General features: G+C 49.6%; 12 protein-coding genes. 4 read left to right on the top strand and 8 right to left on the bottom strand.

Translation table 11 applies throughout. The features are described from left to right. Positions 1 to 3 precede the first annotated feature (3 nt). The 8 genes from JF535_RS01145 to JF535_RS01180 form a co-directional block, all read right to left on the bottom strand. Entirely contained in the window at positions 4 to 663 is a 660-nt protein-coding gene (locus JF535_RS01145) for a YqiJ family protein (RefSeq protein ID WP_206998108.1), read from the bottom strand. Beyond that, positions 663 to 1,331: a PspA/IM30 family protein gene (locus JF535_RS01150; protein ID WP_206998110.1), complete on the bottom strand. Its 669-nt coding sequence runs from the start codon at positions 1,329 to 1,331 to the stop codon at positions 663 to 665. The genes JF535_RS01145 and JF535_RS01150 overlap by 1 nt, the downstream gene beginning before the upstream one ends. Before the next feature lie 36 nt (positions 1,332 to 1,367). Beyond that, on the bottom strand, positions 1,368 to 1,823 hold the full coding sequence (locus JF535_RS01155; protein ID WP_206998112.1) for a hypothetical protein: 456 nt from the start codon (positions 1,821 to 1,823) through the stop codon (positions 1,368 to 1,370). 229 nt (positions 1,824 to 2,052) lie between these two features. Continuing rightward, positions 2,053 to 2,799: a tyrosine-protein phosphatase gene (locus tag JF535_RS01160; protein ID WP_206998113.1), complete on the bottom strand. Its 747-nt coding sequence runs from the start codon at positions 2,797 to 2,799 to the stop codon at positions 2,053 to 2,055. A 101-nt stretch (positions 2,800 to 2,900) separates the two neighbouring features. Then, positions 2,901 to 5,084: a GumC family protein gene (locus JF535_RS01165; RefSeq protein ID WP_206998120.1), complete on the bottom strand. Its 2,184-nt coding sequence runs from the start codon at positions 5,082 to 5,084 to the stop codon at positions 2,901 to 2,903. 7 nt (positions 5,085 to 5,091) lie between these two features. Beyond that, entirely contained in the window at positions 5,092 to 5,634 is a 543-nt protein-coding gene (locus JF535_RS01170; protein ID WP_206998122.1) for a polysaccharide biosynthesis/export family protein, read from the bottom strand. 28 nt (positions 5,635 to 5,662) lie between these two features. Beyond that, positions 5,663 to 6,847 (bottom strand): outer membrane beta-barrel protein, encoded by a 1,185-nt coding sequence (locus JF535_RS01175; RefSeq protein ID WP_206998124.1) that lies wholly within the window; start codon positions 6,845 to 6,847, stop codon positions 5,663 to 5,665. Between the two features lie 74 nt (positions 6,848 to 6,921). Continuing rightward, positions 6,922 to 8,271 carry an undecaprenyl-phosphate glucose phosphotransferase gene (locus JF535_RS01180; RefSeq protein ID WP_340674133.1) on the bottom strand — a complete coding sequence of 450 codons (1,350 nt, stop codon included), beginning with the start codon at positions 8,269 to 8,271 and terminating at the stop codon, positions 6,922 to 6,924. A gap of 634 nt (positions 8,272 to 8,905) precedes the next feature. On the opposite strand from JF535_RS01180, the gene JF535_RS01185 reads away from it, so the two are divergent. From JF535_RS01185 to JF535_RS01200, 4 genes are all read left to right on the top strand, one after another. Continuing rightward, positions 8,906 to 9,568: a VOC family protein gene (locus JF535_RS01185; protein ID WP_206998133.1), complete on the top strand. Its 663-nt coding sequence runs from the start codon at positions 8,906 to 8,908 to the stop codon at positions 9,566 to 9,568. A 93-nt stretch (positions 9,569 to 9,661) separates the two neighbouring features. Beyond that, positions 9,662 to 12,403 carry an AMP-binding protein gene (locus JF535_RS01190; RefSeq protein WP_242523631.1) on the top strand — a complete coding sequence of 914 codons (2,742 nt, stop codon included), beginning with the start codon at positions 9,662 to 9,664 and terminating at the stop codon, positions 12,401 to 12,403. A gap of 52 nt (positions 12,404 to 12,455) precedes the next feature. Further along, a complete protein-coding gene (locus JF535_RS01195) occupies positions 12,456 to 14,096 on the top strand; it encodes an MBOAT family protein (RefSeq protein ID WP_206998137.1) in 1,641 nt (546 codons plus the stop codon). A gap of 5 nt (positions 14,097 to 14,101) precedes the next feature. Next, positions 14,102 to 15,085, top strand: coding sequence for a hypothetical protein (locus tag JF535_RS01200; RefSeq protein WP_206998139.1), 984 nt, complete (start codon positions 14,102 to 14,104; stop codon positions 15,083 to 15,085). Positions 15,086 to 15,087: the final 2 nt, after the last annotated feature.

Here is a 15,087-nt window from a genome sequence, read left to right on the forward strand (position 1 = left end):
CATTTAATTTTTTGCCAGCAGGTGTTCGTTATGCGGGCGAATTACACGGAAATGCGCTCCTCGCTCTTCCACTAGAAGCACCTGCTCTCCCTGTGAAAATATTTCTCCAGTATCGGGCTCTACCATGACATAGTGCGTAGTTCCAAATTCATCACTAAAACGCGCTTCCGCCGGCGATCCAGCCCTCGCCTCACCAATGGTGATCACCGCTACGCGTCCGATAAAGGTGTTGCGGCCAACCGCCTCGGTTTCATCCCCAACAGCGAAGCGGCGCAGCACATTACCTACGAAGCGGACCTGCGGCAGTGCCAGCGCCAGGACCGGAATAGCGATCAGCCACCCAGGCAAGAGGAATCCGAGCATGGATTCACTTAACATCTGGATCGATAATCCGGTTACACCGAAACTGACCAAAAACGCCACGAGCAAGATAAGCGCCGGGACCTCACCAAAACGCAACCAGCCGAGCAGCTTGGTCAATACGCCTCCAGCTTCTGTTTCTGGCGCATCCAGCTCCACGTCCATGTCGGGCAACAAGTTGTCCAGCATGTCGGAGATACCAACTCCGATCAGCATCATGACTCCCTCAAGTACCGCGATCATTAGCATAAGTACGAGAGCGCCGGTAAATAGCTGGTTACCGTCCTGCAGGAAGAAACCCATCAGGCCTCCGTTTCACTCTTGATTCTTGCCAGACGCTCCTTGATGCGATTACTGCGTGCCAGCTCCTCAAGCTCCGCGAGTTTGCTGGCATCGGCGCTTGAATCAGACGTAGGCACACCTGCACCCTCGAGAACTCGATTGAACGCGCCGGAGGCCTGCTCCACCTTTCGCTCAGTAGTGCGGCTGGCACCAGGCTGGTCGCCTGTCGCCCCATTTACAACATGCTCGCTCGCCTTGATGAATTCGTTCAACTGCTGACGCATTTCACGCTTTTTACCCTGCAGTGCAGAAATATAGGAATTCAGCTCATTGATCTCATGGTCAGCCTCAGCGACGGCCTTCTCCAGTACCGGAATTTGCGCCTCGATATCCATCTGCTTCGCGATCGCAGCTTCCGCCAGGTCATCGCGTCCTTCCTGCACCGCCAGCTCTATTTGCTCGGCCAAACTCGTATGACGGCTGTTTTCGTTATTCAGCGCCTTGCTGCTGAGATACTTGGCAGCCTCGGCCTTACCGAGCTGATCTCGCACATCGACGATAGCGGCTTCGATTTCGCGGATAGCCTGTTCCATTACCAGTTGTGGTGTCGCATTCTCAACGGAGTCCACTACAGCATTGGCGGAGGCTGAGATGATTCGAGAAATACGTGTCATCAATCCTTCTTTCATTTTTTTCCTTCCTCTTGTGAAACGAAAATTGGGCGGTCAAGACTTGACGAGCTGCCTGAGCGACCGCCGTATTTTTTCCGACGTTTGTGGGTTAGCCAGGCGTGGTTCTTCCTGGAGAGAGACCAGAGAAATTTTTTCCAGAAATGCTGTGATCGCAGGCAGAGATACGTCCTCCAGAGTAGAGGCAAAGGATTCGTCATCCGCACAGGCTTGAATTGCCGCTGCGCCTTCGGTAACCAGATCGAACAATGCCTCGACCAGCAAGCTGCGCTGCTCATCTTCGATATATTTCGCCCTGATTGGCAACATAGTCTCGCTAGCGGCGAGATAGGTGCGCACAAAACTATCGGACCCCAAGGATTCGCGCGCCATCGCAATGAGCTCACGTACCTTCTCACTCTGCGTCACCGCGCCATTGCGATCGATAGACATAAGATACGTGTAGTCCTGGGCAGAAAGGCGCGCAGAAATCGACTGACTTTTATTGAGCATGATATTCCCTTGCTTGCAATGTATACAAAAGTACACACAGTTCCCGGGCGCGTCAATTACAGGCCATTACACCTGCTGGACGCGGTTGCTCCCTTCGCCACATATTCACGAAAAATACAGTAATGAGATGAATGGGAGGATGAGGAGCGCGAAAGAAGATGAGAAAAGGAGTAATCCGGAGTTAAGAACTTGGCAGCGCGACAGTGCAGTGGAGTCGACTACTGAAGCGTCAATCGGCAAGCCGCGAGACAAAAACACGATCGCCGACGATTTTTGCCGGATTCTCGCGAACCAGTGCCCAGGCCGACTTCTCTCCGACTAATGCTTCGGCAGCACGTCGTCCCTCCGCCAAATTTGGGGGGCGTCGTTGTATATGGTGGGTATCCGTCCCAAGGACTGTCGCCAGACCTTGCTTCACGATCTGTTCGGCACGTATGCGCGCCGGTTGCCCGAACTGTCCCACAAGGGATCCTGCGGTAACCTGAAAAAGGCAACCGGCATGCACCAGCGGCTTTATCTGGTCGTAGTCACGGATAATGTCTTTATTCCGCTCTGGGTGGGCAATCAACGGCCGAATGTTCTGTCGTGCAAGCCAGTCGAGCAACTTGGTCAGACCTGCCGGTATATGACTATGCGGCATCTCGAGCAATACCAAGAGATCTCCCTCCCAGTATCCAAGTGCTGGCAACTTGTTTGCAGAAGCAAGATAAATCAATTCGTCCGAAACGCGCACCTCAGCGGCCAGTGCGAACTTAACCCCGAGATCCTCGCGAGCAGACAGTGAGTCAAGAAAACCTCGAAACGCCTGAGCAATTGAACTTGCGGTATTCGGATAGCGCCCCGGATGAATATGTGGTGTTGCCACCATGTGTGTAATGCCATCCGTGGCTGCCGCTCGAACTAGCGCCAAACTCTGCTCTAATGTCTGGGGTCCGTCATCGACGCCCGGAAGTATGTGGCAATGGAGATCAATCATTGACGTATATTATCGCATTTTGGGTATGTGTTCCCGCCGTCATGAGTACTCCATGAAGCCGGTTAGGCCAACCCTGAAATAATGCTTTTTTAACGCCGATTTTACTGTGAGTATTCGGGATAATAACCATAATGTTGATCAGAATAAGCGCCCCGCTTCTCCATTGAAACGCAATTCAGTATCACACCTTCTGGCCTGATCCCTATATTTGCCAAACGTGAGATTGCCGCACGAATAACACCGACCCTCGTCTCCTCTGCACGGACCACATAGAGCAGCGAGTTGGCCAACCTGGCGATTACCATCACATCACTCACCGCCTGTACCGGAGGCGTATCGATAATAATACGATCGTATTTTCCCCTGAGCTCTTTCAAGATATTCTGGAACTGCACCGAGCCCAGCAAACGCTGAGGATCTTCTGGACGAATGCCCGAGGGCATCAGATCTATCCCACTTCTTTCATCCCGAACAATACATTCTTCCGTTGAAAAACGACCTGACAGAAGATCAGCAAGACCGGGCCGGTTTGGTGAAATATCAAATTTTCTTCCAATAGATGGACGCCGCATATCGGCGTCAATTAACAGAACTTTTTCGAGCTGCCCAAGCGAAAAAGAAAGATTAATAGACATAGAGGTTTTACCCTCCTCTGGCGCTGACGAAGTGATACAGATTATTTCTGCCTTATCATCTAATCGTGAGAGCACAACACCAGTACGCAAGGACCTTATGGCTTCTGAAAAGTGTTTATCCTGCCCATCAAAGTAGCTATACAACGCCAATCCATCAGTATCTTTTGTTGGCACTCTCGGGACCATACCCATTAACGGCTGACCGAGTTTTCTACTCACGTCCTGTGGATCACGAATACCGTTTTTTAGAAGATCCATCAGAACTACAAGCGCAACGCCCAAGCCGGCACTTGCAACGAACGCAAACAAGATCAGGAGTCTTTTTTTGGAGGCCAGGGGGCGTCTTGGCGTGATCGCAGGGTCCGCGAGCCGAGCGGCAGCCGTCTCATAGCCGGAAACCTCGCGAGTCTCCTTGAATCGAGTCAAGAATGTATTGTAGAGCTGGCTATTGATCTCAACCTCTCTCTTCAATTCGTCGTAGTGCACCTCTTTTTGCGCCACCGTTTGCAGGTCGTTTTTGGCCATCGCCAGCTCATTCTCAAGCGCGCTCACTTTTTCTCGCGCTTGCTCGAAGTTAATTTCGATACTCGCAACGAGATTGTTGATTTCACCGCGTAGGTTTGCGCGTGCACTGTCGAGCTCATCATGCGCGGCCTGCATAGCTGGATGCTTGGGGCCATAGCGGCGTCCCAGCTCAGTGACGCCTAGCAAAGCAGAATTCTCTGCCTGCCGTGCGGCCTGAATCAGAGGATTACTAAGAACTTCGGGCTGACTGAGTAACGACTCCGCAGTGACATCTTTCCTCTTTACCTGACGGTAGATTGCCTCGACGTCTTTGAGCTCCCGCTTTGCCTCTAATAACTGGTTCATTGTCTCGTTCAGTTCCTGAGACGCCAGCCCGCGTACACCCTGTAGATCAACCAGGTCTTCGCGCTGCTGAAATGCGTTAAGAGCATGTTCGGAAGACTCTAGCTTTTCTCGAAGACCCTCTAGCCTCTCACTCAGCCAGCTTGTGGCCTTCTCTGTCACATCTGTACGGACGCTCTGCTGCTCCGCTATATAGGCTTGAGCAACTGCATTGGGGAGTTCCGCCGCCAACCGGGGAGAATAACTTTCGTAGGAAAGCTTGATCAGCTGGGTATTCCTGACCGGTTTCACACTTATTTTACTGACGATGTGATTCACGATCTGCTCGCGCTTGCGACGAGATAAAGCTTCTGGGTCCATTGACGTTGGCTCGGGCTCAATTCCGATCCATCGCTTAAATTTTAACGAAAATGAGGGTTTTGGCGGCCGATTGAATTCTTCATGGTTCTCAAGACCGATAGCATCTACGACCCTCTCAGCGATTGCTCGTGACCGTAACATTTCTACCTGGGTCATTAGAAACTCTCGACGTTGCGCGCCAGCCTCGTATACATCTCTGATGGAAACCAGATTGGCTTGGCTTGGCGATAGCAACAGTGTCGCGGTGGCCTGATACCTGTCGCGTATACTTTGCACTGAAAAATAGGCCGCTGTAGTGACGAGCAAAGCGAAAGCGACGATATACCACTTCTTTTCATAGACGGCAAAAATCAGGGCAATGATGTCGATGTTGCCCAGAGGGGAGGCATCGCCCTCTTCGTCGATATGTGTGCGATTCTCCATAGGTATTCTAGAAAAACCCCTGTTCTATTGTCACTACATCACCGGGCCGGAGCTTGGTGGACATATCCACACGCTGCCTATCCTCTTCCGAAGCACCTTCTCGTGTAAGAAAGATTCTATTTTCCGATCCTCGCTCGGTGATTCCTTGGGCGAGGGCTGTGGCTTTTCCGACTGTCAGTCCCGGCTGATAGCTATATCCTCCCGGTGCTTGCACTTCTCCGTAGATAAACACCGGGCGATATTGAGTAATAGATACGGTCACACTAGGATTGATCAGATAGTCACCTTTAAGGCCATTCAAAATAACAGCCTCAAGCTCTTCCGGCGTAAGGCCAACGACCTTGATCTCACCGAGGAATGGGTAATTTATATTCCCGGACTCTCCCAACATGGCGTCGATGCTCAGATCGCTCTCGCCGTACACGCGGATTGAGATTCTGTCACCAGCGTTCATTCGGTGTTCAACCGTTTCGGCTACCACATATGTAAACGGCAATAACACAACAAACAGTATCGCTGCAGCCAGCGATGGTAGCCTCAATGCATACATAAAAAAATCCTGTACTAGAACCTGTCTTCTAGAGTGGAGCCTCGAGCCCCAGAAAATACTGTTGATTCTCCAGGCCGAACACATTTATCGACGTACTGCTATCAAGAATCGATGCGCCAAGTCTCACACTCAGCCAGTCAATAGGTCGGTACCCTATTGAGAAGCTTGATCGCTTCACCCGATCGAATCGATCAGTACCAACGAACTCGCCCTGAGTCTCACTATGAGAAAACGTACTCCTTAGAGCCTCTCCCCATTGGTGAGTCCAGGTAACGGAAGAACTTTTTACATCGATGAAACTGGCGATACCTAGAGATTCCTGAACGTTTTTTCCAATCGAAAACGAGATAGTGCTGTATGACTTTGGACTCCAGGAAACCCTTCCATCCCAGCGCGGCCCTTCAAAATTTTCTCTTGTGTCCAAAGAAAAATTTTTACGGAGCCTTCCGCCCCGCAATCGGATACTGGTTTTCGGCAACCTCACCTCTGTGGTTGCCATTAGCTGTATCTCATCACTGTCTCGGCTAGGAATTTGTGGGACTTCTACATACGCCAAATCCGTTTTAACTGCTTCCATTCCTACTAGTAGGATACCGTTCAATTCATAGGTTCCACTTGCGCCAGAATAAATTGCGGTCGAGTTTCGGACAGCATCGTCAAACTCGCTTTTCCGTATGCCGTGTCGAAGCAGACCCTGCAGCCTGGCTCCCTGACGACCCACGGCGATGGCAATTTCACCACTGGGGCTCCGTGTTCGCTCAGCCTCGATCAAAATCGGAGCCAGCTCACCATCCAAATTACCTGTGACCGACTGAGCAACGTCCGTATAACTCGCGGTTGAACGCAGCTCAACCAGGGAGCCGATACGCCATTGCCAACCTAAGTCCGCTGCATAGTCAGTAAATTCTGGTCGCGTGCCGTTCAAGTAGTGTCCACGCGTGAGGGTAAAGCTGGAACTGAGATTTGTAAGCTGCCCCTCCCTCGATACCTCGAGCGAAGGAGATATACGTGTAATCCAGTCATCCTGGCGATCTTGTGAGGTTAACGAGACGTTGTCGTTGTATTGCACTTCAAGCTCAGCGGATCCAACGAGCTCAAAATTTGCTGGTAGATCTATAGTCACTGCGTTTGCTGTCGGCGTCATTCCAGCAAGCAGGATAAAGAAATAAGTTCTGCTCACGGTATTCTTTTTTGGCTTTTCTAGACAGGCCACGGTAGCGCTCTTGTGTCTCCGCTTCATGAAAGTACCCCGTACTGATTCACCGGCAAGTCGGCCCGGACTGACGGCTAGTAGGCGTTTTTATGGTAAAAACCGCGATAAATCGTCAGGAATATAATTCTCAGGTCGAGCAGAATTGACCAGCGTCGGATGTACTCAAGATCATATTCGACACGTCGGCTCATTTTGTACAGAGTATCGGTCTCTCCCCTAAAGCCTTTTATTTGTGCAAGCCCTGTTATACCAGGCTTCACCTTGTGACGAAGCATATAACCATTGACCTGGCTTCGATATTCTTCGTTATGCGCCACCGCGTGTGGTCTGGGACCCACGATCGACATCGTTCCCTGCAAAACGTTGAAAAATTGAGGCAACTCGTCGAGGGATGTCCTGCGCAGTATTCTTCCAACCGGTGTTACCCGATGATCGCCGGCCTTCGCTTGTGCAACTTGCTCGCCGTCATCCATTACCGTCATGCTGCGAAATTTCCACACGTAAATTGTGCGCCCATCAAGGCCGTAGCGCCGCTGCTTGAAGATCACCGGACCTGGTGAGGTAAATTTTACTGCGGCCGCTACTGCCAGCAAGATCGGTGAAATTAGCACCAGGATTACTGAAGCCAGGACCAGGTCCTCAAGGCGTTTCAACCATCCATCAAAACCCTGAATTGGCGTATCGAACACGCTCAGGAGGCTGCTACTTCCGACTTGATGCCACCGTGCATGAAGCATTTTTGCGACAAAGAAATTGGGCAAAATGTGTACGGTTGCCGTTGTATCTGAGAACTTATCCAAGGTCTCACTGATAATCTGTTCAGCGCGCATGGGCAGTGCGATAAATACTAAATCGAGTTCTCCTGCACGCCCTTTTTCTATAGCTTCATCTACAGTGCCCAGCACAGGGAATCTTGCCTCATCTCTAATGGAGCAAGCCTGCTCTTGAAATTCAGGCACGTCATAGAAACCATTGACATGGATTCCTAACTGCGGATTTTCGGCAAGATCTTTAGCAAGTTTATAGCCCGCATCTGTACAGCCAATGATCACTGCCCTGCGTGAATTACCGCCATTGAGCCGAATGGCGAATAGGAGTTGGCGCAAACAGTAACGCCAGAATGCCAGGCCGAATAAGGTGAAAACCATCCATGCAGCAACGGCTGGCCGCATATAGTCGGCGCCAAAGGCATTGAACGAATAAGCGAGAAGGATAAGAAAGGCGCACACCGCGACCCAAGCTACAGTCACTGCGCCAAGAATTCTTTTGTACGATTCACCGCGCCAAGATCGATATAGCTCGACGGACTCTGAAATAAATGCAAAACATACAGCGGCCGAAAGGCCTACGATCAACCAGTCTTTTCCAGGCGTGACGTTAAAATACGCAAGACTAGCGTACAGCACCCCCTGAATAAGCAGCACATCAAACAATCGGTAAAGAGCCGTAATGCCACTTCGCCGACTGCGGACCCATCCCTGTTCCACAAGCACTCCCTCTATAAGAAAGGCTTAACGCCTTAAACTATTCCCTGTTTTGAGCTACCCAGCGATTATGCTGAAGACACTGACGCCGCGAAACGTACATTAACCGCCCAACATGACATCCCATCAGCGACGGTGCCGAATATGCCTATGCATATACCGGGCCGTTTTTCCCTGCTAACGAGCTTTCATATCTTCGACTGGCTTTTTTCATGTGCCTTACATCAGCGCCGACGGATTATCTGCCCAAAGTGTGATACGACTCAACTATTTTTGGCGCACAACCGACCGCAAGGATTAGAAAAGGCGATTATTGGCGCAAAAAAAAACGCAAAGACATCGTTCCCACCTGCTCGACATTGAATCACGCGCCACTTCTGGAAATTCGCAGTTGAACTTCATGAGAAATAAGTGTGCATCGCGCACAAATTTGGAATTAATATGGAAATGACAGCGTATTTTGTGCGCACTATCACAGCATTTTTTAGTTGACATTATTTTCAGCGATGCCATATTGGCGTCCGCTGGCCGCAATTTTTGCGGTGAAAAGCGTAATTTTAAGGGGGGACATGGAATGTCTAGAGTCAGCAGAGTTGACCATATCGCATATGCAGTCGCACAGGGAATGATCGAAAAGTGGGCTTGGTACCACATCGAAGTAGAGGGGGGAAAGCTCACCAAGCGCGTGGATGACGTACGCCCCGACGACCCGGACAGCAGCATGAAGCTCTGGTGTATAGACTTTGAATCCTTCGGAGTCGTTCTCGTTGAGGGGATAGATCGCAAGAAAAAAAGCCAGGTCACAGCCTTTTCTGACTGCCATGGCGACCATAGCGTACAACATATCGCTTTCGACACTGAAAATCTCGAGCAGTTCGTTGCACGCGCCATCTCCAGAGGCGTCAACCTACGTGGACAACAACTGGTAAGCAATGATGGATTCGGGGACCTCAAGCAGCTGTTCGGTAAAGGGTATGCCAAGCAGAACGCCGCGGAAATGTCGTTTCCAGAGTATGTGGAGCGCCCCAAGCAGGGGACTCAAATGAGTACAAGCGTCCCACAGAATACCGGTAAGAACTTTTATCAGCGTATAGAGAATGCGAGAAACTCCGGCGACACGTCGACACTGATCGACTTCTCACTCATGCCTTCCGATTGGTCGCCAAACTCTACCCAAGAGGCTTCCGCGCCCGAATCCACACAGCCTAACAAGCAGAAAGCCCCAAATCACGTCTGAGGCCTAACGCTTATCGACGACGCTTATAACCTATGACGAACAATTAGCATCGTCGAATGTAAGGCGGAGTGCGGAACGTTGATTTTAATCTGCATGTTCCGCCATTACCTCTTAGGAATACAAACGGACGAATTCAGCGTGGAATCTACACCCATAGACGACGCATGCCGAAGTGCAGCGGCAGCCGATTATTCCGATACAGTTGCGCCATCGTCACACGGTATCGAAGAGCCCGTAATACGTAAGATTGAGCGCAATGCTGAAATCTGCCCTGATAAGATTGCAGTCACCTTTAGGAAGAATGCCCTATCCTATGGCGCCTTGATATCGTCCGCTCGCCAGCTAGCAGCTGGATTAGAATACTCAGGTGTTAGCCACCGCTCTCGGGTGGCGGTAGTAATGTACCCTTGTCCACAACTAGTGGTTAGCCTACTCGCTATACACCTGCTTGGAGCGACTTATGTACCGATAGACCCGAGTTTCCCCGCTGCAAGAATTGAAATGATTCTGGAGGATGTGCAGCCCGCGGTCATCCTACGCTCATCCGAAGATAGCGATACAATTATCGGGAGAATACCTGAACATTTCTCTGCGCTGCTTCAATGTTACGACCATGTGTTCAGCCGTGGACAGAACCCGCTAATCCCATTTCGAGAACATCCCTTGAAACTAGCGGACGAGTCTCACATATTTTTTACGTCTGGAACCACCGGACGGCCAAAAGGTGCGATTTCTTCGCAGCTGAATCTCGCGCATGGAATGTCATCATCCGCCCAGTGTTTCGAGCTTAATAGGTCCCATAGTATACTTTCCGTCGCTGGCTCTTCTTTTAGCATCAGTACATTTGAACTACTTTCACTACTTGCGGCTGGCGGCGCCATCAGCATAGTTGAGCGTAGCGATATCCTACAAATCGATAGACTTTTCTCCGCAGCCGCCGAGGTAACAGTTTGGCATTTTGTACCTACGCTTCTTTCGCGACTCATTGAATTCCTGGAAGCAGAGCCGCGCAGGGTCGCACGCCTTAAAAACCTCCAACGCATCCTCACGGGTGGAGACAACGTTCCACCCGACCTTCTGTGCAAGATCCGAAGCCTGCTGCCCTGGGTGCATCTCTATGTGAACTACGGGGCGAGCGAGACAAGCTGTATGGTTACCTACTGGCCCGTAGCAGATCTCGCACCACTCAAAACAAAAATTGGAAGGCCGCAGAAAAATGTGAGACTGCTGGTTCTGGATAAGAATGGCAAGGAGGTAGGCAAGGGCCAGAGTGGTGAGTTGTTTGTCTCGAGTCCAGGAGTCATTGCCGGGTACTTAAACCGCGAAGACCTGAATCAACAGAAATTTCGCGAGATAGACGGCCGCCGATACTTTGCGACGGGAGACATGACGCGCGTCGATGAGGCAGGAAACTATGAGATGCTCGGCCGGGAAGATTTCCAGATTCAGCTGAATGGAAATCGGATCGAGCTCCTTGAGGTAGAGCGCACGCTCAAAGGGATACCGGGAATAAAAGACTGCGTTGTCGCAGCAAAATGCCTCAATGAGGAGTCCAATTCAGCGGCATTAGTGGCCTATATTTTGCCCGATGGATCTGTAGGCGCCACGGTCAGCGATATAAAGGACAAGGCTAGGGGCCTTCTCCCAGAGTATATGGTGCCCTCACTGTATCTTGAAATTGAGTCAGTACCGACCAATCACAATGGTAAAGTTGACAGAGCCAAGTTACCGGCACCGAGCGACTGTCGAGCACTTCAGTCGAATGAAGAGTTGCCGCTTAGTAATAATATTGAAATCAAGGTGGCGAATATCTGGCGTGAACTTTTGGGTGCAAATTCAGTTCATGCAAACAGTCAATTCTTCGAGTTGGGCGGGGACTCGATTTCGGCAGTCCGTCTTATTACCAAAATATCTACAGAGTGTCTTGTCAATCTCTCTATCGCTGATATTGTTAGCAATACCACCGTGCGTCAACAATCAGCCCTGATTGAACGACGACAGTCAAACCAGGATATCACTGATTCAGCAAGCCTCACCCACGATCCAGGGTACCTGCAATTAAAATCGGGGCGCAACGATATTTCGCCCCTGCTCTTGATCAATGGAGTTGTCGAATATCTCGAGTTAGCAAAGACGTTATCAACGGATCGATCAGTCTACGCCATATACCTTCCCGAGGAGATGGATCTAATCATTAAAGGCGCCGCGTCTACTGCGGCCACTACAACAGATTCCATAGCTGGAATTACCGAGCTATATCTAACCGTAATTACCAGCCTGCAACCAAAGGGACCTTATTACCTGGCCGGGAAGTCCTTTGGCGGAATTATTGCCATTGAGGTCGCTCGAGAGCTCGAAAAGCTCGGGCATGAGGTAGCGTTCACAGGGTTGCTTGATACGGTAACACCAGAGGCATTTACCGCCCACCAGAAATTCCATTTCCGAGTAACGCAGCACATCAAGAATATTTTCAAGCAAGGTCCGAGATACTTGTTGGAGCGGCTTAACAGCAGACGTTCACGCACTACTCACAGGAACTCTTTACCCAGCTCTATCGCACATGACTGTGACGAAGAGTCGATAAATATTCGCGTAAGACATCAAGTACGGAAGAATGCAATTTTCACAACTCGCCTGTCCCGTATTCAACGGCCGGTAGTACTGATTAAGGCCCGTGATCGAAAACACCTATATGGCGAGAAACCATCTAAGGATCTAGGATGGAATAAATATTGTGAAAACCTGATTACCTATGAAGCGCCCGGCAATCATCGATCTCTTCTAATGCCAGGACAGGCGGAGCATGTTGCGCGATATCTGGAGCTACATATTTAGCAGCGCTTACAGAGCGAAAATTCACAAATAAATATGCTGGCATGGAATCGACGTGCTCTTTAATTCTATTACTTTTATCTTGATATTCCTGCCGTCCGTTTTGGTCGGCTACTATATTCTGCGTCATGTGACTCTCTTCCGCTTGGCGCTCGCATGGCTTTCGCTAGCTTCGCTATTTTTCTATGCATGGTGGAACCCCCTATATTTAGCGCTGCTATTATCTTCTATCGTGCTTAATTTCATGCTTGGAAAAATAATCACTTGCAGTGATAGGCCCAAGCTATTCCTGATCATTGGCATTATTGGAAACCTTGCGGCTATTGGTTTCTACAAATATCTTGGTTTTTTCTCCACGATTATTTCAGGAGTTTCCGACCTTCAGGTCACCGCCCCCGAGCTGCTATTACCTCTCGCCATTTCATTCTTTACTTTTCAGCAGATTGCATACCTTGTCGATGTTTACCGCGGAGCGGGCGCTGAAAAAAAATTCGACCAATTTCTACTTTTCGTATCATTTTTTCCCCAGCTTATTGCGGGCCCTATCGTTCATCACAAAGACGTTGCCCCACAGTTTTCAGCTCTGCCATACACACCAATAAGGCATGAGCAAATATCCTCTGGGTTATTACTCTTTGTCATCGGGCTTGCAAAGAAAGTCATTATTGCCGACCAGCTTTCCCATTATGCGACTCCAGTTTTTTCTACCGCTGATAGTGGTGGAGAACCCGCCTTACTCGATGCCTGGGGTGGGCTTCTAGCTTATGCGTTGCAGCTATATTTTGATTTTAGCGGTTATGCAGATATGGCGGTTGGCCTAGCGAAAATGTTCGGTATCAATTTGCCGATCAACTTTGACTCCCCCTATAAGTCGGCAAATATCGTTGAATTCTGGCGCCGGTGGCATATAACTTTATCGCATTTTTTACGCGACTATCTCTATATACCATTAGGCGGTAGCAAGAGGGGATCAAGATCGTTAAACCTATTTGTGACTATGCTACTTGGCGGATTGTGGCACGGTGCAGGATGGAACTTCGTCATTTGGGGTGGATTGCATGGCACTTACTTGATCGTAAATCACTGGTGGGCTCAATCTAAGTCGCTGCTGAATTTTACAGCCGGCACGTCAACTTCAGGGCAGGTACTTTCTGTAGGTTTCAGCTCCAACAGCCACGGTCATTCACCGCGGACCGTTCCGCCAATATCAGAGAAGCCCTCTGGTTATCGCCTTTTTCCTTACCCTTCTGTTTATCGTGGGTTCGGTATTTTCACTACATTTTTGCTCGTATCCTTGACTTGGTCGTTTTTTCGAGCAGAGTCACTGGATGGGGCATTGTCCATCCTTCGGGGAGCTTTTGGGCTTAATGGAATTAATGTTCCTCAGCAGATTTTCTCTATCGCCCCGTACATATTTTCGATATTCGCCGACCCAACACCCGGACTTTCCATTGGTGCATTTCCCCACGTCAAGGGCTTTGGATTTATCTTCGCTGCAATGTTCATTGTGTTCTTTTTACCCAACTCCAATCAAATTATTCGGTGGTTTTCCGAGACCACTAGCCTCCCAAGCAAAGGTCGCATAGATACAATACAAACTACTGGAGTGATGGTCATTGCGGGGGTGTTTTTTGCCCTTTCATTAAAAATTATCGCATCCTCGCCGAATAGCGAGTTCCTGTACTTTAACTTCTAGATACTATGCGCAATTACATCGCTTTTTCGTTTGGTGTATTCCTAGGCTTAGCCATGCTTGTCCTTCTTATTCAACTGCAAGAAGGCGTGCCCACATCCAGCTCCAAATGGGCTCACGACCTGTATCATGTCAAAGAAGAACATGCCAGAGCTGCCCATTCAAATAAACTCTTGATCGTCGCCGGATCAAATAGCCTCTTTGGGATCTCAGCTACGGAGCTAGAGGAGAAATTACATCGGCCAACGACGAATTTCGGTGTACATGCTGGTCTTGGACTTAGCTATATACTTGAGCGGAGCAAAGGATCCCTGATCCCAGGCGATATTGTTTATCTACCGATTGAGTATGCGCTCTATCAGCAAGACGCTGCGCCATCGTCACAATTGATGGACTTTCTTCTAGCCAGAGATCCCGAGTATTTTCGCTCGCTACCTATTGCGCATCAGATACTTGGTTATGCCAACGTCTCGTTCGGACGGATATTCGAAGGGCTTAGCGGAGGCAGTGATCGCTATGAGGGTCGTTCGGCCAAGGTATACAATGTTGGCAACGTAAGTCCCTCTGGGGACCAGATAAGAAATAGCCTCGAGCAGGCTATGAGTTATACCGCACGACTGAAGGGTTTGCAGCCTAAGGACATAGGCAACGGAAAGATTTCTGAATACTCGAAATCAGTGCTTCGTCAATATTTCTCCTGGGCGAGAGAGAACAAAATTTGCATAGTCGGAGCGCCACCTAATCTAATGTACTTTGAGGAATATGATTCGGAAAGATTTCTCGATTTTTTTGATGAAATAGTCGATTTCTATCGGGCGGAAGGTGTCGCTTTCGCAGGTAGGCCTGTAGCCTATCTTTTCCCTGATTCATATTTTTTTGATACTGAGTATCATTTAAACGAAACGGGGGTCGCACATAGGACCCGTCTGACGGTAAGGGATCTGGCTGGCCGAATGGACGGATATTGCTCCTACGATGCAGCCAGGTATTAGTG

It is taken from the genome of Microbulbifer salipaludis (assembly GCF_017303155.1).
GTDB lineage: Bacteria > Pseudomonadota > Gammaproteobacteria > Pseudomonadales > Cellvibrionaceae > Microbulbifer > Microbulbifer salipaludis.

Coding starts and splice junctions, on each gene's coding strand:
- JF535_RS01190 (WP_242523631.1), top strand. CDS start 9,662: ATGTTCCGCCATTACCTCTTAGGAATACAAACGGACGAATTCAGCGTG.
- JF535_RS01145 (WP_206998108.1), bottom strand. CDS start 663: ATGGGTTTCTTCCTGCAGGACGGTAACCAGCTATTTACCGGCGCTCTC.
- JF535_RS01155 (WP_206998112.1), bottom strand. CDS start 1,823: ATGCTCAATAAAAGTCAGTCGATTTCTGCGCGCCTTTCTGCCCAGGAC.
- JF535_RS01165 (WP_206998120.1), bottom strand. CDS start 5,084: ATGGAGAATCGCACACATATCGACGAAGAGGGCGATGCCTCCCCTCTG.
- JF535_RS01170 (WP_206998122.1), bottom strand. CDS start 5,634: ATGTATGCATTGAGGCTACCATCGCTGGCTGCAGCGATACTGTTTGTT.
- JF535_RS01185 (WP_206998133.1), top strand. CDS start 8,906: ATGTCTAGAGTCAGCAGAGTTGACCATATCGCATATGCAGTCGCACAG.
- JF535_RS01150 (WP_206998110.1), bottom strand. CDS start 1,331: ATGAAAGAAGGATTGATGACACGTATTTCTCGAATCATCTCAGCCTCC.
- JF535_RS01160 (WP_206998113.1), bottom strand. CDS start 2,799: ATGATTGATCTCCATTGCCACATACTTCCGGGCGTCGATGACGGACCC.
- JF535_RS01200 (WP_206998139.1), top strand. CDS start 14,102: ATGCGCAATTACATCGCTTTTTCGTTTGGTGTATTCCTAGGCTTAGCC.